This window comes from Sinorhizobium sp. CCBAU 05631, assembly GCF_002288505.1.
Lineage (GTDB): Bacteria > Pseudomonadota > Alphaproteobacteria > Rhizobiales > Rhizobiaceae > Sinorhizobium > Sinorhizobium fredii_C.
The window spans coordinates 125586-145551 of the sequence record NZ_CP023065.1 but is presented as its reverse complement, the minus strand read 5'-3'; the positions used below and the strand labels follow the sequence as shown (position 1 = coordinate 145551).

14 protein-coding genes and 6 pseudogenes are annotated in these 19966 nt (G+C 57.0%); 11 read left to right on the top strand and 9 right to left on the bottom strand.

Annotation, left to right across the window (positions count from 1 at the left end):
• The first annotated feature begins 94 nt into the window (after positions 1 to 94).
• Together nolO and noeI are read left to right on the top strand one after the other, a co-directional pair.
• A pseudogene (gene nolO, locus SS05631_RS27175) lies at positions 95 to 2153 on the top strand (nodulation protein NolO).
• Between the two features lie 166 nt (positions 2154 to 2319).
• The gene (noeI, locus tag SS05631_RS27170; protein ID WP_080579360.1) at positions 2320 to 3045 is read left to right on the top strand and encodes a 2-O-methyltransferase NoeI; all 726 of its coding nucleotides are present in this window, start codon (positions 2320 to 2322) and stop codon (positions 3043 to 3045) included.
• A 356-nt stretch (positions 3046 to 3401) separates the two neighbouring features.
• On the opposite strand, the gene SS05631_RS27165 is transcribed toward noeI, so the two are convergent.
• Positions 3402 to 4118 carry an IS6 family transposase gene (locus SS05631_RS27165; RefSeq protein WP_109023434.1) on the bottom strand — a complete coding sequence of 239 codons (717 nt, stop codon included), beginning with the start codon at positions 4116 to 4118 and terminating at the stop codon, positions 3402 to 3404.
• A 171-nt stretch (positions 4119 to 4289) separates the two neighbouring features.
• Between SS05631_RS27165 and SS05631_RS27160 the strand changes: the two genes are divergently transcribed.
• On the top strand, positions 4290 to 5147 hold the full coding sequence (locus SS05631_RS27160; protein ID WP_034859666.1) for a hypothetical protein: 858 nt from the start codon (positions 4290 to 4292) through the stop codon (positions 5145 to 5147).
• Positions 5148 to 5394: 247 nt separating this feature from the next.
• Here SS05631_RS27160 and SS05631_RS27155 read toward each other — a convergent pair.
• Positions 5395 to 5556: pseudogene (locus SS05631_RS27155) on the bottom strand (Tn3 family transposase); the annotation flags it as partial.
• Positions 5557 to 5606: 50 nt separating this feature from the next.
• On the opposite strand from SS05631_RS27155, the pseudogene SS05631_RS27150 reads away from it, so the two are divergent.
• Positions 5607 to 6203: pseudogene (locus SS05631_RS27150) on the top strand (IS6 family transposase); the annotation flags it as partial.
• 58 nt (positions 6204 to 6261) lie between these two features.
• Complete coding sequence (locus SS05631_RS27145; protein ID WP_109023434.1) at positions 6262 to 6978, top strand: IS6 family transposase; 717 nt, start codon at positions 6262 to 6264, stop codon at positions 6976 to 6978.
• Positions 6979 to 7262: 284 nt separating this feature from the next.
• On the opposite strand, the gene SS05631_RS27140 is transcribed toward SS05631_RS27145, so the two are convergent.
• Positions 7263 to 9008, bottom strand: coding sequence for an NEL-type E3 ubiquitin ligase domain-containing protein (locus SS05631_RS27140; protein ID WP_014330979.1), 1746 nt, complete (start codon positions 9006 to 9008; stop codon positions 7263 to 7265).
• Positions 9009 to 9357: 349 nt separating this feature from the next.
• Between SS05631_RS27140 and SS05631_RS27135 the strand changes: the two are divergent.
• Positions 9358 to 9819: pseudogene (locus SS05631_RS27135) on the top strand (IS6 family transposase); the annotation flags it as partial.
• A 170-nt stretch (positions 9820 to 9989) separates the two neighbouring features.
• Here the strand turns inward: SS05631_RS27135 and SS05631_RS27130 are convergent.
• Together SS05631_RS27130 and SS05631_RS27125 are read right to left on the bottom strand one after the other, a co-directional pair.
• Positions 9990 to 10337, bottom strand: a pseudogene (locus SS05631_RS27130) (ISNCY family transposase); the annotation flags it as partial.
• A 248-nt stretch (positions 10338 to 10585) separates the two neighbouring features.
• The gene (locus SS05631_RS27125; protein WP_095678114.1) at positions 10586 to 12100 is read right to left on the bottom strand and encodes an ISNCY family transposase; all 1515 of its coding nucleotides are present in this window, start codon (positions 12098 to 12100) and stop codon (positions 10586 to 10588) included.
• Between the two features lie 185 nt (positions 12101 to 12285).
• On the opposite strand from SS05631_RS27125, the gene SS05631_RS27120 reads away from it, so the two are divergent.
• On the top strand, positions 12286 to 13320 hold the full coding sequence (locus SS05631_RS27120) for an IS110 family transposase (RefSeq protein ID WP_095677963.1): 1035 nt from the start codon (positions 12286 to 12288) through the stop codon (positions 13318 to 13320).
• Positions 13321 to 13639: 319 nt separating this feature from the next.
• Here the strand turns inward: SS05631_RS27120 and SS05631_RS27115 are convergent, their stop codons facing one another.
• The 4 genes and pseudogenes from SS05631_RS27115 to SS05631_RS31505 form a co-directional block, all read right to left on the bottom strand.
• The gene (locus SS05631_RS27115; RefSeq protein ID WP_109023434.1) at positions 13640 to 14356 is read right to left on the bottom strand and encodes an IS6 family transposase; all 717 of its coding nucleotides are present in this window, start codon (positions 14354 to 14356) and stop codon (positions 13640 to 13642) included.
• Positions 14357 to 14554: 198 nt separating this feature from the next.
• On the bottom strand, positions 14555 to 14899 hold the full coding sequence (locus tag SS05631_RS27110) for a hypothetical protein (protein WP_037427534.1): 345 nt from the start codon (positions 14897 to 14899) through the stop codon (positions 14555 to 14557).
• Positions 14896 to 15986, bottom strand: a pseudogene (locus SS05631_RS27105) (IS5 family transposase). Before SS05631_RS27105 ends, SS05631_RS27110 begins: the two are co-directional and overlap by 4 nt.
• 3 nt (positions 15987 to 15989) lie before the next feature.
• On the bottom strand, positions 15990 to 16364 hold the full coding sequence (locus SS05631_RS31505) for a hypothetical protein (RefSeq protein ID WP_162109203.1): 375 nt from the start codon (positions 16362 to 16364) through the stop codon (positions 15990 to 15992).
• Between SS05631_RS31505 and SS05631_RS27100 the strand changes: the two genes are divergently transcribed.
• The 4 genes from SS05631_RS27100 (at position 16351) to SS05631_RS27085 (ending at position 19827) form a co-directional block, all read left to right on the top strand.
• A complete protein-coding gene (locus tag SS05631_RS27100) occupies positions 16351 to 17421 on the top strand; it encodes a tagatose-6-phosphate kinase (RefSeq protein ID WP_240533545.1) in 1071 nt (356 codons plus the stop codon). The genes SS05631_RS31505 and SS05631_RS27100 overlap by 14 nt on opposite strands.
• Positions 17422 to 17440: 19 nt before the next feature.
• Positions 17441 to 17920 carry a cupin domain-containing protein gene (locus SS05631_RS27095; RefSeq protein ID WP_240533546.1) on the top strand — a complete coding sequence of 160 codons (480 nt, stop codon included), beginning with the start codon at positions 17441 to 17443 and terminating at the stop codon, positions 17918 to 17920.
• 4 nt (positions 17921 to 17924) lie between these two features.
• Positions 17925 to 19034, top strand: a complete 1110-nt coding sequence (locus SS05631_RS27090; RefSeq protein ID WP_037427532.1) for a DegT/DnrJ/EryC1/StrS family aminotransferase — start codon at positions 17925 to 17927, stop codon at positions 19032 to 19034.
• 106 nt (positions 19035 to 19140) lie between these two features.
• Positions 19141 to 19827: an HAD-IA family hydrolase gene (locus SS05631_RS27085; RefSeq protein WP_078070510.1), complete on the top strand. Its 687-nt coding sequence runs from the start codon at positions 19141 to 19143 to the stop codon at positions 19825 to 19827.
• Positions 19828 to 19966 lie beyond the last annotated feature (139 nt).

Genomic DNA, 19966 nt, shown 5'->3' with positions numbered 1-19966 from the left:
GGCAGCAAGAGCACTGCTTGAGCTTAGCAAACGACTAAATTCAGTCGGAGCACAGGGCCTACCTTTTACAAGTGACGAGAGATTGGAGAGTAACATGCTGTGTCTAGGACTGAGTGGCGGTCTAAGCAGGATTTACGAAAACTCGCTCGATCTGCCGAATACATTTATGCACGACGGTGCAGCGGTTCTCGTCCGAGACGGCCGAGTGATAGCTGCTGTCGAAGAGGAGCGGCTTAATAGAATCAAACATTCCAACAAGCTGCCGCGCCGTTCGATTCAATACTGCCTTGAATACGCCGGGGTTCAGCTCAGCGACATCGACTGCTCGCGTATTATGCAACCGAGGCATTTTGCAATGCTATGCTCGAGCGCTTGCTCGTTTCTCAGCCGCACATGTCAATACCGTTGAATGCCAAGCTGTTGTTGTGTGGGTTGCTCGCGCAGGAATTTGGTACTGAGGTCGATCCGTCGCGAATCTCATTCGTAAGCCATCACCTGTCGCACGCCTGGAGCGCGTTTTCTATGTCGGGTTTCGAACAAAGTCTCATCTTGACAATTGATGGCGGTGGAGACTTCGCCTCGGGTCTTTTGGCGGTAGGATCTGGCACGGAAGTCACACCGCTTGCGACATTTCCGGAGAGCGATTCTTTAGGGCTTCTGTACCTTGAGACCATAAAATATCTCGGTTACGGCATGTTTGATGAATACAAGGTCATGGGGCTTGCACCGTACGGCGACCCCGCTCCCCATCGCGACCTCTTCGAACAGTTCTACGAGCTATTAGACAACGGTGGCTACCGGATCTATCTGGACCGGATTGGTCCCACGCTGCTTCGCAGCATTGAGGTACGCCGAAAAGGGATGCCGTTCACTCAGCAGCATAAAGATTTGAGTGCTTCGTTGCAAGAAGCACTCGAACGGATTGTGTTTCACGTTCTACGGCATCACAGCGAGATCACCGGCATCAAGCGCTTAAGCTTGGCCGGAGGAGTAGCTCACAACTGCACTTTGAACGGTAAGCTGTTGCGCTCGGGAATCTTCCAAGACATCTTCGTGCAACCCGCGGCACACGACGCTGGCTGCGCATTAGGAGCTGCATTGATGATGTCTAATGAACTAGGGCAGTCCGCACCTCGAGAGCGTTTGCAGGAGGTCTATTGGGGTCCTGATCTCGGGAGCGACCGCGCCGTGGAGCAGGAATTAATTGCATGGGGCGGCCACATTGAAATCGAACGCTGCGATGATGTGGCCAGCAGAGCAGCCGAGTGGATCGCCATGGCGCCGTTATCGGCTGGATGCAGGGACGATCGGAATTCGGACCGCGTGCGCTTGGCAACCGTAGCATTCTTGCCGACCCTAGGCCGGCCACAAACAAGGATCGGATCAACGCGATTGTCAAGAAGCGCGAAGGCTATCGCCCCTTTGCGCCATCCGTGTTGGAGGAGGACGCCAACGAGTTCTTTGAATTGCCAGATAGCAGGCAGGAATTTCCCTTTATGAATTTCGTAGTGCCTGTGCGCGAATCCAAGCGCAATCTGCTCGGTGCCGTCACGCACGTCGATGGTACGGCGCGCTTGCAAACAGTATCGCGCAACATCAATCAAGCGTATTGGGAGGTCATCAACGCCTTCAGGAAACGAACAGGTGTCCCGATTCTGCTCAACACGTCCTTCAACAATAATGTTGAGCCGATAGTGGATTCGGTTGCGGATGCGGTGACCACATTTTTGACCACCGACTTGGATGGACTCGTGGTTGGGTCGTATCTCATCAAGAAGCGGACTGCGTCACCGGAGGACTGGAGTAGACTTGCGCTTTCGTTGCCGCCTTATTCAAGCCTCCATCAAGTGCGTGCATTTACGGCGTTAGACCGCCAAGAGACGGTATGCGAGATCCGCACGGGTCCCTCCAGCCGAGAAGCCGTGCGGATTTCATCCGAGTTGTTCGAACTGCTAATGCGGATTGATGGAGAAGCTCCGCTCGGCGATATCTTGGACCTCATCGCGCCCAATCAGAACCAGCTTGAAGCGCTCCTAAATGAACTGCGTGGGCTTTGGGAGCAGCGTAGCGTGCGACTGCATCCAATGCGCGCCGGCTCTGCAGCGGAACCACTATCAAGTTCAATCAATCTGTCAAGCGGTGCCCGCCTATGACAATCGCGGTAGTTCCGTCCCTCTCCTTCACCCATGCTGGTGGGGCCGAGACGCTCATGAGTGAGGGGCGGCATTCGTTGAGGCTCCAGCGAAGCGTGGCACGAGCACTCAATGTCTCACCAGCGGTCAGCACCCGCATCTGCAATCAATATTGAGGTGTAATTTCATGGAAGTAGGACGGTATCTTAAAAAAGGCCTGCTAATCTCTCTTCAGCAACGCCTTCGCGAATTTGCGGAGGGCATAGGAAAGCCAACGTCTTCCTTGAAGGTCCATCCACAGATCGTTTCGCTCCTTGAAAAGCCTGACCCCGTGATTCTGGACATCGGTTGCAATGATGGAAGCGATGCGCGACGCTTTCTCCAGCTTCGTCCGAAGGCCCAGCTTTTCTGCTTTGAGCCAGACCCCCGAGCCGCTGCTCGCTGTAGGGAAAACATGGGGCCTTTGGACAGGATGAGGCTATTTGAAGTCGCGATCAGTGATCGAAACGGCAGAATCGATTTCCACCCCAGTAATGGAGATGCAAAGGAATGGGATCTGTCAGGCTCAATACGCCAGCCCAAGAATCACCTTTCCGAATATCAGTGGGTCCGGTTTGACGGACCCATCTCAGTTGAGACTCGGAGACTGGACGATTGGTGCAGTGAGGCTGGCTTGGAGAGTATCGACCTGATCTGGATGGATGTGCAGGGGGCCGAGTCCGACGTCATCGCTGGCGGCAAAGAGACTCTAAACAATACGCGCTTCATCTACACTGAATATAGTGACCAGGAGCTGTATGAAGGTCAACTGCCCCTGCGCGCAATTCTTGACCTACTGCCTTCGTTCGAATTGGTGGCTCAGTTTCCACGCGGAGTGGAGGGTGACGTTTTGCTCAGAAACACGAGGCTTTAGCACCAGTCGGCTTGTTCTCTTCCATATTGCGGGCTGTCCCACTGGTGCGCATCACATTTGCCGCCCTTGCTGCTTGGGAACGACTGCCCGGAGAAATGCTACTTCAGTTGCTGGGGGTGTCGTGGAAGCGGGATGGGGAAGAAGAAGCGGGAGATATTCATGATGCCACATCCGTCCTCACCGCTGGGCGAGCTAGCACTACTTTGGCACGTTAACGATTTGTTATCCAAGATGGCTTGATGCTGCGCGCTCCGATGAGGAGGAGCGCGTCATGGTGGAATGGCATGAGGAGTTGATGGACTGGCACTGTAAAGTTATCAGCGGATTGATGCAGCGATAGCTGGCGGGGACGGCTGTCAGGCTGCGGCGACACACGCGATTTTGCTCCAGATTTGCATGGCGGCGTTACGCAGGTCTTGATGTTGAGCCGATGACAGCGTATTGCGGGGAAAGTGGAACAGGTTGGCAATCGGATCATGGATGGAAACGAACCGCTGAAGCTGGCGTGCCGACTTGAAGCGTTTCATGGTCCTTTCGCGTCGTCGGGTCGGCTGGTGCGAATTTTCCGCTCGATTATTTAGGCCTTTGTGCGACCGGTGTTCGACACCGGGCATGAGGTCGCGCCTGGCGGCATCATAGGACCGGAGCTTGTCGGTGATCATGACCCGTGGTGTCCGCCCTTGAGCCTTCAGCAACTTGCGCATCAGGCGCTTTGCCGCCTTGGCATTTCGGCGGCTTTGCACCAGCACTTCGAGGACGAAGCCGTCCTGATCGACGGCACGCCAGAGCCACTGCTTCTTGCCATTGATGGCCACCACACATTCGTCGAGATGCCATTTGTCGCCCAGGCAGCCGGCTGACCGTCGCTTGATCTCCCGGGCGAAATGCCGTCCGAATTTCTCCGCCCAGCTTCGAATGGTCTGATGCGTGACGATGATGCCGCGGGACGCCAGCATGTCCTCAACCATGCGCAGGCTGAGCGGAAAGCGAAAGTAGAGCCATACCGCGTGCGCAATGATCTCAGCGGGATAGCGGTGGCGACGATAAAGCGGATCACGAGCAACTTCTGACATGGCCCATGTACGCACATCTTCCTCAGCCGTCGGTTAACTTTACGGTGCCGTTGCTGCCATGCACTCTTCCGTACGTCAGCTCGTCGTCAGCTCCCTGGCTTAGGCTGCTAACAGGTCTTGAGTAGAACGATATTACAACGGTGCAACCATTTCAATTGGGGAGCGAACCGCATGTATAGCAGTATCACTGGATCAGCCAGCCAATCTACAAGCGCGAGCCAAGCCGATGAATCGGGGCAGGCAGCAGATGACCAGACGTTTACGGAAACGCTCGCAGAGGCGGCGTCTGGTTCGTCGTCGGCGTCGCGGCTGTATTCCCTCACCTCCGAACCTCCTATCTACGAGTTGGACAGAAAGACGTTCGAAAAAGAACTGAAGAATTTCTATAGTGATGATGTCAAGCACATTGCCGATAATCCATTAGAATACTCGGATTTCGTGTCCAAGAAAGCCGAGCGCACCGCAATGGTCGCTAGAGTTGGTGCGAGCGTAGCTGACAAGCCTGGTGCGCAGTACTTCAGTTACCAGTTGGGCGACAAGAGCGTCGGGCTGCTAAGAGTGGATCCAGGATTCCGCATCAAAGGGAAAGACTGGCAGAAAGAGCACTTTCCGGAGCGAAAAAACATCTCATCGGTTGTGGCTATGCGAGTGACCCATCCGCTCGTTGAGAACGCGGGCGATGTTCTGCTCGAACATCAACTTCGGCTCGACGGCAAGAAGCCCTTAATCATGTCGCGTCCTGCTAACGATGACCCGAGGCCCCGTCTGGAGCAGATGGGCTTTGTTGACGTGGGTGGAAACGAGTTCGTGCTTGATCCTAAACGGCATGGCGATAAGTGGACGCTGAACGGCGACCGTGAATGGCAGCGGGCAGACAAGCCTCGACAGTATCTCCAAGCCGAGAGCGAGGATCCCGTTGAAGGAAGGAGCGACGAAAACGAAGGGTATGTCGAGACAGATTCGTCCAGCGATGACCCTTCTTGGTATTTGGAGCGGGCGTTGAATTTCCGCGGAGGACCGGCCGACTAAGAGGTTCAATAGGGAGCGGCATGAAGACTATCATGTCTCGTGTCCCGCGTGCCGGGAGGGAAGAGATAGCGAAACGGGAGCGCGCTCCTCGGTGCGCCTTTCCGCATATTGCGAAAGCAATCGCTTCGATGACTGTTTCGATGTTCGAGATAAGTGAACGTTGGTGCATAAATCCGTCCGGGGCGTCGCGCCCGGCTGGCGGTGACCTATAGGGGCGGTCGTCTGGCGCCGAGAGCCGTATGGCTTCGATTTCACCGCGTTCGTGGAAGAACACGGCGCGCTTGAGCTTATGTGCAGCTTCGCCCTTGTTGAGACCGGCCTGACAACGCCGGCGCAGCGCCGGACTGGAATACCATTCGATCATGAACAGCGTTCGCTCGATGCGGCCGAGTCCGCGCAGTGCTCTGGCCGGCACCGTAAAGTTAACCGACGGCTGAGGAAGATGTGCGTACATGGGCCATGTCAGAAGTTGCTCGTGATCCGCTTTATCGTCGCCACCGCTATCCCGCTGAGATCATTGCGCACGCGGTATGGCTCTACTTTCGCTTTCCGCTCAGCCTGCGCATGGTTGAGGACATGCTGGCGTCCCGCGGCATCATCGTCACGCATCAGACCATTCGAAGCTGGGCGGAGAAATTCGGACGGCATTTCGCCCGGGAGATCAAGCGACGGTCAGCCGGCTGCCTGGGCGACAAATGGCATCTCGACGAATGTGTGGTGGCCATCAATGGCAAGAAGCAGTGGCTCTGGCGTGCCGTCGATCAGGACGGCTTCGTCCTCGAAGTGCTGGTGCAAAGCCGCCGAAATGCCAAGGCGGCAAAGCGCCTGATGCGCAAGTTGCTGAAGGCTCAAGGGCGGACACCACGGGTCATGATCACCGACAAGCTCCGGTCCTATGATGCCGCCAGGCGCGACCTCATGCCCGGTGTCGAACACCGGTCGCACAAAGGCCTAAATAATCGAGCGGAAAATTCGCACCAGCCGACCCGACGACGCGAAAGGACCATGAAACGCTTCAAGTCGGCACGCCAGCTTCAGCGGTTCGTTTCCATCCATGATCCGATTGGCACCGTAAAGTTAACCGACGGCTGAGGAAGATGTGCGTACATGGGCCATGTCAGAAGTTGCTCGTGATCCGCTTTATCGTCGCCACCGCTATCCCGCTGAGATCATTGCGCACGCGGTATGGCTCTACTTTCGCTTTCCGCTCAGCCTGCGCATGGTTGAGGACATGCTGGCGTCCCGCGGCATCATCGTCACGCATCAGACCATTCGAAGCTGGGCGGAGAAATTCGGACGGCATTTCGCCCGGGAGATCAAGCGACGGTCAGCCGGCTGCCTGGGCGACAAATGGCATCTCGACGAATGTGTGGTGGCCATCAATGGCAAGAAGCAGTGGCTCTGGCGTGCCGTCGATCAGGACGGCTTCGTCCTCGAAGTGCTGGTGCAAAGCCGCCGAAATGCCAAGGCGGCAAAGCGCCTGATGCGCAAGTTGCTGAAGGCTCAAGGGCGGACACCACGGGTCATGATCACCGACAAGCTCCGGTCCTATGATGCCGCCAGGCGCGACCTCATGCCCGGTGTCGAACACCGGTCGCACAAAGGCCTAAATAATCGAGCGGAAAATTCGCACCAGCCGACCCGACGACGCGAAAGGACCATGAAACGCTTCAAGTCGGCACGCCAGCTTCAGCGGTTCGTTTCCATCCATGATCCGATTGCCAACCTGTTCCACTTTCCCCGCAATACGCTGTCATCGGCTCAACATCAAGACCTGCGTAACGCCGCCATGCAAATCTGGAGCAAAATCGCGTGTGTCGCCGCAGCCTGACAGCCGTCCCCGCCAGCTATCGCTGCATCAATCCGCTGATAACTTTACAGTGCCATCTCACCGGCATCTATTCCTGGGAGGATGAACAGAAAATACCGGAGGGCTTCAGACCTTTGCGACTTCCCGCACGAATCCTGCGCGCCGCGTGATGCTTACACTCTGTTCGGCCTTATATTAGCGTACGATTTCGCGCAGTTCTTGTTTCGACCCCATGATGCCATGCTCGTCAATGCTCGAAACTGTCAATCGGCGTTGCCAACGCCGATTGACACTCTTGGGAAGTCTCATTGTTCTAGGCCACGCTCTGAGAGCAGCCGGTTCATGACCTCGCCTTTGATCTCGCCTGCGATTTGGTTTCGGACTTGGGCTCCGAGCACCCGCTCGGCATCGACATCGCCTACCAGACCATGTTCGGCCAGTCGCTGATCCAGACGGCTCTGAAACTCTTCGCCCATGGCTTCGACGAGCCGGTCCTGCATCGCTGCATGTTCGTCCGGTGCGATGCGCCTCAGCACCGTCTCCCAAGGTTGCCAGCGGGTTGCCATGTAGTCGGTGAATTGGTTCGCTTCCCGCTCCCGGATCAGGTCCAGCGCCTCCGTCGCATCATCCTCGCTTACGTGAGAGACCGCCAGGAAGCGCATGTCAGGGGCGACGTGACTGAGCTCCAGCGGCTCGCGCAGCCGATGTTGATAGGCCAAGTAGACTTCGACGTCGTCTATGTTCGGGTCGAGGCTGAGGAGCGAGTTGACCCTGTCGCGCGCGATCTCGTCGAGCGCCTCTAAGCGGAACGCAACACGGCCGCGCTGGATCAGTTCGCCAAGACGATCGTCATAGACGCCGCCCTCGACATCAGCGTTGAGGCGCGCGGTCTGCATACCGTTCCAGTGCAAGGTAACTCGATCCTCGCAGCTCGCGTTGGCGTCGGAAGCCTGTGCAAAAAACTGCTCGCGCAATCTCGGATTGGCCGCCGTCTGCCGCAAATCATCAGCCACTCTCTGCCGAAACTCGTCATTGCCATAATTCACGGTCCCTCGTAGCCTCTCCAGGAACTGCGCGTAGTCCTGGGCGCCTGGCTCATCCGCAAAGTGCTGCCATTCGGCCAGCGTCGCCGGGTCGTCTGCGAGCCAGTGCGCGGCAGCCTCATATAGAGATTGCTGCGCAAGCTGCGGTGGCGCTTCAGCCGCCGCCAGATTAGCGAGGACGTCGTCCGGCAGCGGGTTATCCCCGAACTCGAGGTTCTCCAAATGCGGGTAGCTGAGACTAAGATTCGGTACACGACCCTCAAGAAGATCCTCAGGCAGGCCGGTCAGCCGGTTACCGCTGAGATTGAGCGATTGGAGCGTGCTCGGAAGGGGGTCGGGGAGGTTGGCCAATTGATTGCTGCTGACATCGAGTTCAATAAGCCCCGATGGGAGGGAGTCGGGGAGGTCGGTCAGCTGATTGCCACTAACCGCGAGCGAGGTGAGCCTGCTCGGGAGAGCGTCCGGCAGGCTAGTTAGTCGGTTGTCGCTTGCGTTCAGGATCTCGAGCCCAGCCGGAAGGTTGGCCGGCAGACTGGTCAAGCTGTTATCGGCCACCTCCAGCCGAGAGAGGGTCGCCGGAAGAGCGTCCGGCAAACTGGTCAACCGGTTATGGCTAATGAGAAGATGCTGAAGACCGGGGGGGAAGCTAGCGGGCAGGCTGCTTAGTTCGTTGTGCCTGGCGCGCAGTTCCAGCAATCTTGGCGGCAGGGCGGCGGGCAAAGCGGTCAGGGAGAGGGAGGACAAATCCAGCGAGTGCGAGCCCGTGTTGTCCGAACCCCTAATTCGTGTGCGCCCCTGTCGCCGATTCTCGGCTTCGCCCTGCCCCTCTTCGGCAACCCAGTTGTCCAGGATCTGCGCGCGCGCGGAGGCCGGGGTCCGATATCCTGTCATGGCTTCGACCAAATCCGCCACGGCTCGGGCGAAGCCGCTGAGGTAACTTTCCTGCTCCCCCTCTTCAGAAGTGGCCGGGGAAGAACCTGCACTCTGCTGTGCGTCTCCTATGTTCATCGATATCTTTCTTCGTCGTTAGAACAAATAGCACGCCCGCCGCTTCTCAAGGCCGCGAGGCAGGTGGTTGCGCAGCGCAATTGATCATTCGAGAGCAAGTGCAAGTGCGCTGCGGCTCCTGCCCCGAGCCGGGACAGGTTCACACGACTCCCGCCGCAGCAAATAAAGCGATACTGCTGCGAGGAGTCCTGCCATTTCGTTGGCCAGATAAGCCTGGAGGACCCGTCAACGTGGCAGCGTGCTGCCCTTAGCAGGCCTTCCTGTCGATCAGCTGACGAGTGTCGCTGCAGAACCCCGGGTGGCACCGTAAAGTTAACCGACGGCTGAGGAAGATGTGCGTACATGGGCCATGTCAGAAGTTGCTCGTGATCCGCTTTATCGTCGCCACCGCTATCCCGCTGAGATCATTGCGCACGCGGTATGGCTCTACTTTCGCTTTCCGCTCAGCCTGCGCATGGTTGAGGACATGCTGGCGTCCCGCGGCATCATCGTCACGCATCAGACCATTCGAAGCTGGGCGGAGAAATTCGGACGGCATTTCGCCCGGGAGATCAAGCGACGGTCAGCCGGCTGCCTGGGCGACAAATGGCATCTCGACGAATGTGTGGTGGCCATCAATGGCAAGAAGCAGTGGCTCTGGCGTGCCGTCGATCAGGACGGCTTCGTCCTCGAAGTGCTGGTGCAAAGCCGCCGAAATGCCAAGGCGGCAAAGCGCCTGATGCGCAAGTTGCTGAAGGCTCAAGGGCGGACACCACGGGTCATGATCACCGACAAGCTCCGGTCCTATGATGCCGCCAGGCGCGACCTCATGTGTAGAGCGACAATCCTGGCTGAGATCACGTATTGCCGCACGTAACCATGCTCCCGGAGGCTTGAACATTGCCTCATCCATTTTGCTCCCGGGTTGGGGCGAAGGAGGCCGGGCGCGGAGATGGCAGGGGTTTCGCAGCGCTTGGCCTCCTTCGCCAGCGGCACGGCGCCTCAGTGTGGCCTTGCAATCTGTTGGATCGGCGGCTCCGTGTTCAAGGTGCCAAACAGCAACACGTCCGCCTGTTCACTGCGCCAGACCTTCAGCCGGCGCTGAAGTGTTCTAAGCAGTTTGTCGGGGTAATCGCCGGGATACTCGGCCTGCAGGCGTGACAGAAGTTCGCTGCCGGTTCGCCATGGTTCGGCTTCGAACCAATTTCGCAAGTCGGCAGTCGCTTTGACGAGAGGGTCAGGACGCCGCCGTCCTCTTTTGGCTTTTACAATCGGGCGATCCGTCGGCCGGGTAGCTCCGTCCTGCCAGGCAGTCCGCAAACTCGCCAGGAAAAGGTCGATCGGCTGAGCTACCCCGTCAGTGCGCATGGCCGGCGGCGTGTCGGCAAGCGCAGCGAGTGGCACTGTAAAGTTATCAGCGGATTGATGCTGTAGAGCGACAATCTGGCTGAGATCACGTATTGCCGCACGTAACCATGCTCCCGGAGGCTTGAACATTGCCTCATCCATTTTGCTCCCGGGTTGGGGCGAAGGAGGCCGGGCGCGGAGATGGCAGGGGTTTCGCAGCGCTTGGCCTCCTTCGCCAGCGGCACGGCGCCTCAGTGTGGCCTTGCAATCTGTTGGATCGGCGGCTCCGTGTTCAAGGTGCCAAACAGCAACACGTCCGCCTGTTCACTGCGCCAGACCTTCAGCCGGCGCTGAAGTGTTCTAAGCAGTTTGTCGGGGTAATCGCCGGGATACTCGGCCTGCAGGCGTGACAGAAGTTCACTGCCGGTTCGCCATGGTTCGGCTTCGAACCAATTTCGCAAGTCGGCAGTCGCTTTGACGAGAGGGTCAGGACGCCGCCGTCCTCTTTTGGCTTTTACAATCGGGCGATCCGTCGGCCGGGTAGCTCCGTCCTGCCAGGCAGTCCGCAAACTCGCCAGGAAAAGGTCGATCGGCTGAGCTACCCCGTCAGTGCGCATGGCCGGCGGCGTGTCGGCAAGCGCAGCGAGTCGCTCCTGCAGGGCGCGAATATCGCGCAATAGCAGGACAGGATCGAGTCCGGCGTAGATTTCCTGCAGACGGGAGCGGGCTACATCTGACGTGCGAGCGTCGGCAATCAGACGCTGATGCGGCGTGGCTGGCGGACTATACGTCTTGCGCACACGAGCGCCGTCGCCCTGCTTCGCGATCAATTTGAATGATGGCTGAAAGAAGTTTACGAACAGCCGCGCTGATCGGTAGAGCTTCGCTAGCAGCGTGGCGGCCTCCAGTCCCTCGAACCGACGATATCCGACCATCCTGCGCACGACGGCGCCATTCTTCTGCTCGACAAAGGCCTGGTCGTTCTTGCGGTAGGGGCGGCAGCGCGTAAAGACGATGTTGGCGGCGTCACAATAGGCCTTCAGCGTCTCGTTCATGAAGACGGTGTCGTTGTCCGTATCCAGGCCGAGAAGCGCGAAGGGCAGTTGCTTGCGCAATTCTGTGAGCACACTGCTCAACAGTGTCTGTTCGCGAACCAGCAGCGGCGCACATTCCGTCCAGCCAGTCGCGATGTCGGTGAGAACAAGGGTTTGGATGAAGCTGCCGCGAGCCGAAGGGCCGCAATGGGCGACGAGATCCGCCTCAACGAAGCCTGGCGCCGGATTGTCCCAATCCGCCGACGTTCTAATGGGAATGCTCCGTCGCAGGGCGTGCGCCGCGGGCCGCCGTCGAGGACGTCCCAAACCCTCTCGGATCGGTCCCAGCGTCCTGTCGATCGTGGCCGCGCTCATCGCCAGCAATTTGCCGCGGATCTCAGGCGCGAGGTTAAAATGACCGTGCCGTTCCATCGCCTCGACAAGGACGGGCAGCAACGCCTTCAGCCGCTTCCCACAGACCCGATCAGACGCCTCCCACAGCAATATGAGCGCATTGCGTTCCGCTTCATCATAAACCCGCGGCCGCGCTCGCCGACCTGTAGACTCTCTCCCGTGGCGCCGCAGCAGCCGCATCGCGTGCTTGCGGTGAAAGCCCGTGATGACGACGAACTCATCCAGAATTCTCGCCTTCTCCGTTCGCGTCGAAGCACGATAACGCTCCGAAACCGCCGCCGTCAGTTCTTTCCTTGTCGCCATGCTCAACTGCCCCATAGTCGCCCCTGTTCATCCCCTCGGTAGGGAGCAAATTATGTGAGGCAACGGTTGAATATTCAGGAACAGTTTCGACGAGGCAATGCGCGTCTCATCTTGGTTGATGAGGTGGAACGACCCGCTACCACAGCATCAACGTGCTAACGTGGTCGTTGTTTTGAACGCCACAAAGTAGGAGCCGTTCCGTGAAGCAAGTTATCACTATCGGGTTGGATTTGGCCAAGCAGATTTTTCAGGCTCATGGCGCCGACGCTGAGGGCTCTCCACTCTTCACCCGAAGGCTGCGCCGCGCCGAGGTGCTGCGTTTCTTTGAGAAGCAGCCCCCATGTTTGGTTGGTATCGAAGCCTGCAGCGGTTCGCACTACTGGGCGCGGGAGATCGGCGCACTCGGCCACGAGGTACGTTTGATTCCGCCGGCCTATGTCAAACCGTTCGTCAAACGGGGGAAGACGGATGCAGCCGACGCTGAGGCGATTAGTGAGGCAGTGACGCGCAAGACGATGCGCTTCGTTCCGGTGAAATCCCCCGAACAGCAGGCGGCGGCGATGGTCTTGAAGACACGCGCCCTTCTGGTTCGTCAGCAAACTCAGACGATCAACGCGCTACGTGCTCACCTGTCCGAACTGGGAATCATTGCCGGCATCGGCACGGCGAAAATTGCAAGCCTGATCGCGATCGTGCGTGATGAAACCGATGCGCGTCTCCCGAACGCGGCCCGCTTCGCTTTGACGGCAATTGCGGATCAAATCGACGCGCTGGCGCTGCAGATCAACAAACTCGAGCGAGAGCTTGTCGCCGAAGTGAAGCATGACGAAGACATGCGGCGGCTGGCCACAATCCCTGGCGTCGGAGCCATTACGTCGGCCTCCATCAAGGCGCTTGTCCCAGACCCGGGTGGGTTCAAATCCGGGCGCCATTTCGCCGCATGGCTGGGATTAACGCCGAGATCCCATTCGAGCGGAGGCAAGGAGCGATTGGGCAAAATATCGAAGATGGGCAATCCCGAGCTTCGCACTCTGCTCGTCGCCGGTGCAACCTCGGTCCTGCGACATGCAAGAGGCAACCACAAAGCCCCACGGTGGCTAGTCGCACTGTTAGCGCGACGGCCTTTCAAGGTCGTTGCGATCGCGCTCGCCAACAAAATGGCGCGGATCATCTGGGCGCTCCTGACCAAGGGCGGAACATATCGCGGTCTCGAGAGCAGTGCGGCCAGCTCATAAGCTGACAACGAACATCACGAACTGCGCGGCACGGTAGCCGCCAGTGGCAAGGTGCACAAACAAGCGATGATTCCACAACGGGACGAAATCCCGAGGCGAGAGAGGCCAGCGCGACATTGCGCTTCGAGCGCGTTTGGTTGATCAGTCACTCGTTTCGCGGACTTCATCGAGGCCAGCGGTCCACAGAACCGCGCTGATAGGCCGGACATATGACCGCACCGTTCCCGCGGGATGAATCGCTGAAAAATGCCCTTGCCAAGCGGGTCGTTCCACATATGTCGCGCTGCAGTGATGCAGCGATAGCTGGCGGGGACGGCTGTCAGGCTGCGGCGACACACGCGATTTTGCTCCAGATTTGCATGGCGGCGTTACGCAGGTCTTGATGTTGAGCCGATGACAGCGTATTGCGGGGAAAGTGGAACAGGTTGGCAATCGGATCATGGATGGAAACGAACCGCTGAAGCTGGCGTGCCGACTTGAAGCGTTTCATGGTCCTTTCGCGTCGTCGGGTCGGCTGGTGCGAATTTTCCGCTCGATTATTTAGGCCTTTGTGCGACCGGTGTTCGACACCGGGCATGAGGTCGCGCCTGGCGGCATCATAGGACCGGAGCTTGTCGGTGATCATGACCCGTGGTGTCCGCCCTTGAGCCTTCAGCAACTTGCGCATCAGGCGCTTTGCCGCCTTGGCATTTCGGCGGCTTTGCACCAGCACTTCGAGGACGAAGCCGTCCTGATCGACGGCACGCCAGAGCCACTGCTTCTTGCCATTGATGGCCACCACACATTCGTCGAGATGCCATTTGTCGCCCAGGCAGCCGGCTGACCGTCGCTTGATCTCCCGGGCGAAATGCCGTCCGAATTTCTCCGCCCAGCTTCGAATGGTCTGATGCGTGACGATGATGCCGCGGGACGCCAGCATGTCCTCAACCATGCGCAGGCTGAGCGGAAAGCGAAAGTAGAGCCATACCGCGTGCGCAATGATCTCAGCGGGATAGCGGTGGCGACGATAAAGCGGATCACGAGCAACTTCTGACATGGCCCATGTACGCACATCTTCCTCAGCCGTCGGTTAACTTTACGGTGCCCCCAGTGCCGATGCGAGCGCCTCGACATAGGCCGCAAAACGCGATTCACTCGTTTCGATTCCGTCCTGGAGATCCATCGCTCCCTCCATCTGAAGCTTGAATCGCCATTCTCGCAATCAATCATTAACAAAGTTTGTGACACAGTAGTACTAACAGGCTGTTGAAGAAGTCTCCGGTTTGGCCTTGAGTATGGCCTCGTCGCCGTTGTGGTATGCGAACGTGATCTCGATCGTGCCATCGTCGAGCAATTCGGCATGTCCGTCACCCGAGACTTCGTCCATTTCGTCGCATCCTTCCCATGTGAAGGAGACCATGGACGTGCTGTAGCCGAGATCGAGGCCCGCTTGCATCGCACCGAAGGCGATCTCGCCATGACCGTTGGCCCCGATGGTGATTGTGGCGGGCTCGACCAGGTCGAGATAATCCCGATTCCACAGGTCGGCCTCGACGATCCGCCAGCGGCCAAACAGGCGGCAATTCAACGCCGCACTCATGACAGCACCGCTATCAGTTTCGGTAACCGCACCAGATCATAGGCGGCGGCAGCGAAGGTGAAGGCCCATCCGACGCGGTCGCGGCCACGGAACTTCGTCTTGTCCTGCCCCGCGACGGTCTTGATCCAGCCGAACGCCTCCTCGATGCGCTTGCGGATGCGCAAGCTGACCCCATAGCCGGAATGGCGCGTCGTGCGCCCGTCGATGGCCGAGCGCCGACCATTGATGTTCTGCGCGACATGGGGCGTCACCTTCATCGACCGCAAATCTTGGATGAAGTCTTTTGTGTCGTAGGCCTTGTCGGCACCCAGCGTGATCGCTCGGGGCCGGTCGGCGAAGGGTTCGATCATGTGCAGCGCCGCGACCCGTTCGGCATATCCGCTGGCCTCTGTCAGATAGGCATCGACCAGCAGGCCATGGCGGTTTTCCATCAGCCCATGCCCCATGAAGCACAGCTTGGCCTCCTTGCCTTTGCCCTTTTTGTAAAGTCTTGCGTCTGGGTCGGTCGTTGAAGCATGCGTCTCGTTGGAACGCCTTTCGCCATGAAAGTCTGCTTCCACATTCCGACCGCCGGCATCCGACGGTGGTTCGCCCGAACCGTCCTTCGGCTTGAAGCTCTTGATCGACGCCCAGGCTTCGATCAGCGTACCATCGACAGAGAAGTGGTCCGTTGACAGCAGCCGCTTTACCTTGGGCTGCGCCAGGATTGCACCGAGGAACTTCGCGGCGATGTCGCCCTCCAGCAACCGATCGCGGTTCTTCGAAAACACCGAATGGTCCCAAGCTGGATCGTCAATACCAATGCCAACGAACCAGCGGAACAGCAGGTCGTATTCGAGCCGCTCCATCAAAAGCCGCTCAGAGCGAACGAATAGAAGGCTTGCAAAAGCATGGCGCGCAGAAGCTTCTCAGGCGCGATCGACGGCCGCCCGATCGGCGAATAGAGCGCGGCAAACTCCCGTTCCAGCAAAACCAGCGCGTCGTTCACGATCTGCCGGATTGCCCGCAGCGGATGATCACGACGAACCCGATCCTCCAGATCGACATAGCTGAAGAGTTCACCCGTCCTCACATCGCCGCCGCGCATCCATCACTCCAAGACTCGACGAAGCGAGTGAATCACGGCTAAAGCCTCCAGGCCAGCTTCTTTTTCAACAACCTGCATAATGCCTTGCTGCGACGCAGCACCGCCTACCGCTTGTCCATTCTCACAATTCCGACACACCTGTATCGTTGCAAACAAATAGAACAAGCCGCATTGCGACCACGTGCGGGATTTCCAAGGTTTTTTGGTCGGCACGGCTCTTGCTAAGTGACCTGTAGCGGTGTCGGGAACGGAGTTCTTTGTGCCGATATCGCGACCACGCACATGCAGGGCCGAAACGACGATGAGTAGTTCGTATATACATTCATTGGAATCGCTGGGTAACGCTTCCTTCGGAATTGGACCGATGTCAAAGAACACCGTGGAAGCTTGCGGTAATGTTGCGAGACGTCATGGAATTCCTTTGATGCTGATCGCTAGCAGGCGCCAAATCGACAAGGACGACTTAGGCGGCGGTTACGTGGAGAATTGGACTACTCGAGAGTTGTCCGAATATGTACGAAGAAAGTTCCCGCCGAATTCTCTGCCAATTTGTCGTGATCATGGGGGGCCGTGGCAGCACCCCAGTGAACGTGAATACAGCGAGGAGAGAGCAATGAACTCTAGCCTCGAATCGTTCAAAGAGGACATTCGGGCAGGATTCAATCTACTCCACATTGACACCAGCTCGGAGCGAGCCGGTATCGCCCCGATGGACAGCGCGATAACGAGGTTAGTGAAGCTGTACGCGGAGTGCCATAATTTTGCGAAAGACATTGGTAGATCCATACGGTTTGAGATCGGTTTCGAGGATCAGAGTGTCGATACTGACTACCCTTCTGACTTCAAGGACAAGCTCCATAGTGTTCTTGCGAGACTAATTGACCTCAAGCTTCCCTTGCCGACTTTTGTAGTGGCTCAAACGGGTACAAAGGTCCTTGAAACTCAAAATGTCGGAGCGATCATGTCGGCTCCCCTTGCGGTACGGCACTCGATCGAACAGCTTGCAAGCATCTGTCGCGAAACGGGTGTCGCATTAAAGGCTCATAACGCCGACTACCTGCCGGCAGAGGAAATTTCCATACTAAAACGCTCCGGCATATCAGCAATTAACATCGCGCCGGAGTTTGGCGTCGCCGAAACGCGAGCACTTATATTTGTTCTCAAAGAACTGAACTTGAGTGTTCAACTGGAAAGATTCCTGGAGCTGGCCTTCGAGTCATTTGCGTGGAAGAAGTGGATGAAACCGAACTCCCAAGCATCCGACACAGATCGCGCGATTATTGCAGGTCACTATGTGTTCGGAACTGAGAGGTATCGAGCCATTAAAAGCGTCGCAGAATCCGCATGCTCCAAAAATGGAAAGAACCTAGATAAAATTTTGCAGGCTGCGGTTGAACGATCAATCGAGCGATATGTGGAAGCCTTTTCCGCATGAAGTTGTAACGGAGTCGAACGTGAGACAAGACTACTTGCACGGCATTTTCTCAGCGGTGAATAGGTCGGCCAGCGACAATTCAAGTGACCTCAGAATTGGGCATGTGACGACCGCCAAGAAGGTCACCAAGGGATGGGGTGAGGAGCGCTGGCTCGTAGCTGAAGGCGCTCCTTTCGGTTTCAAAATCATTCATATTCAGGCCGGTCAGAAAACCAGCCTCCAATACCATGAACGAAAGGAAGAAGCGAACCTCGTTCTTAGTGGGAGTGGTGTATTTTTCTATGCCAATAAACAACCGAATGAATCGTTGCAAAAGATCGATATTGACGCCGGCGACATCGTCCACATCTTGCCAGGTATGATACATCGTATTCAGGCCACAGATGACATCACACTTGTAGAGGTCTCAACTCCGGAATTGGATGATGTAATTCGCCTTGAGGATGATTGGCACCGCGGCAGCGGGCGTATCGAATCCGAACACTCGAACCAAGGTTGATAAAATGCACTTTACTGTAAAGCGCTACGACTATCCATCGCAATTCGCTGGCATTGAGGCGAAAGTTTTACACGAGATTAGGGACGTCCTAAATAGCGGTGCGTATATCCTTGGAAACGCAGTTTGCGAATACGAAAGAGACTTTGCGGCATACATCGGGACAACACATGCGATTGGAGTTAATTCTGGCACTGACGCGTTGATTCTTGCATTGCATGCGTTGGGAGTGGGCCCAGGCGACGAGGTAATTACGGTTACTAATTCTTTTCATGCCACAGCGCTGGCTATTGTTAGAGTGGGCGCCATCCCGGTTCTGGTTGACTGTGATCCAGATACGTTCTTGATCGATTTGGAACAGGTTGAAAGGAAAATTTCCACGCGGACAAAGGCCGTTATTGTTGTGCATCTGTTCGGCCAATCCGTAGGCATGTCCACCGTCCATGAGCTTGCTAGGGACTGCGGATTGCTGGTTGTTGAGGACTGTGCGCAGGCCGTGGGTGCACTGTCAGGAGGAAAGAAAGTTGGGTCAACCAGCGACGCGGGTTGCTGGAGCTTCGCACCATCGAAGAACCTATCAGCGGCCGGTGACGCCGGTGCGATCACTTTGAACAATCCGGAAGTCGCAGATCGACTACGACAAATGCGACATTTTGGTCAAGCTGCACAAAATGAACATCTTTTTGCCGGCTACAATTCCCGATTGGATTCGATCCAAGCCGTAGTTCTTAGAAACAAGCTTGCGCGTGTAGATATGTGGGGCGCGGAGCGCGCGAGAATCGCATCGATATACAAGGAACGGCTGGCCGATTTGCCGCTCGCATTTCAAAGCGGCGCAGAACCTGGAGAGCACGTCTACCATTTATTCCAGGTCAAGACCGACTTTCGCGACGATCTGCTCTCGCATTTGCGCAAGTGTGGTGTCGATGCTGTTGTTCGGTACCCGACTCCAATCCACCTGCAACCGGCTTTTGTTGATCTCGGGTATCGATCTGGCGATCTACCGATTGCTGAGGGCTTGGCAAAACAAATGCTTTGCCTGCCACTCCACCCGGCGATGACACCAACTCAGATAGACCTCGTTTGCGACAGTATGCATTCATTCTTTTCTGGCTAAATTGCGCGCAGGTATTTCTTCAAGTTTGACGAGGCTACTGGCACAACCGCCCTGCCGACCGCTCTCCTTCCCTGGCTTAACAAATCTGAATATTGAGGAAGCTTCAATGGGAAACAAATGTATACTGCTGAACTGCGAAGCAGTTCTGTTCGACATGGACGGGGTTCTCGTGGATTCCATCGCGCACATTGAGCGGTCGTTACGCCGCTGGGCGTCAAAACACAACTTGGACGCTGATCACGTAGTAGAGCTCGCACACGGCCGTTGCGATCAGGACGTTGTGCAGCTTGCAGCGCCTTTTCTTGATGTAGAAAGGGAAGTACGCCTTATTCAAGAACATGAAATCTCTGAAGCCTATAAAATCTGCGCAAAGAGTGGAGCTGTAGAACTCGTCAATTCGTTGCGACCGAGTACGTGGGCGGTCGTTACATCCGGGTGCCGCGCTGTCGCCGAAGCGCGTCTGAGGGCAGCAGGCATCACCACACCTCTGGTATTAGTTTCGGCAGATGATATTACTGTCGGCAAACCGCATCCTGAAGGGTATCTTTCCGCCGCGCGCCAAATCGGAGTAAGCCCTGCCAACTGCATTGTGTTTGAAGACGCGCCTGCGGGAGTTCAAGCGGCGCGAGATGCCGGAATGCAAGTTGTTGGTGTGGCGGGAACAGTAGCCAATGAATCCCTGGATTGCGATCATTCGGTATTGGGCCTTGATAAGGTCACGGCTGTCAACACAGAGTCCGCAATAGAACTACAGTTACGGTTGCCGGGCCACTGGCAACGGGCTCCAAATTAATAACTCCCGGCCTTCAATCGCCATGCTTTTCTCACACCAAGCCAAACTCCGTGATCGGGGCGGCATTTCCGCTAGAGATTTGAGCGTGCGCGGATCACAGGGATTGGCGCGGTCGGAGGGCACGAAATCGACTTTTCAC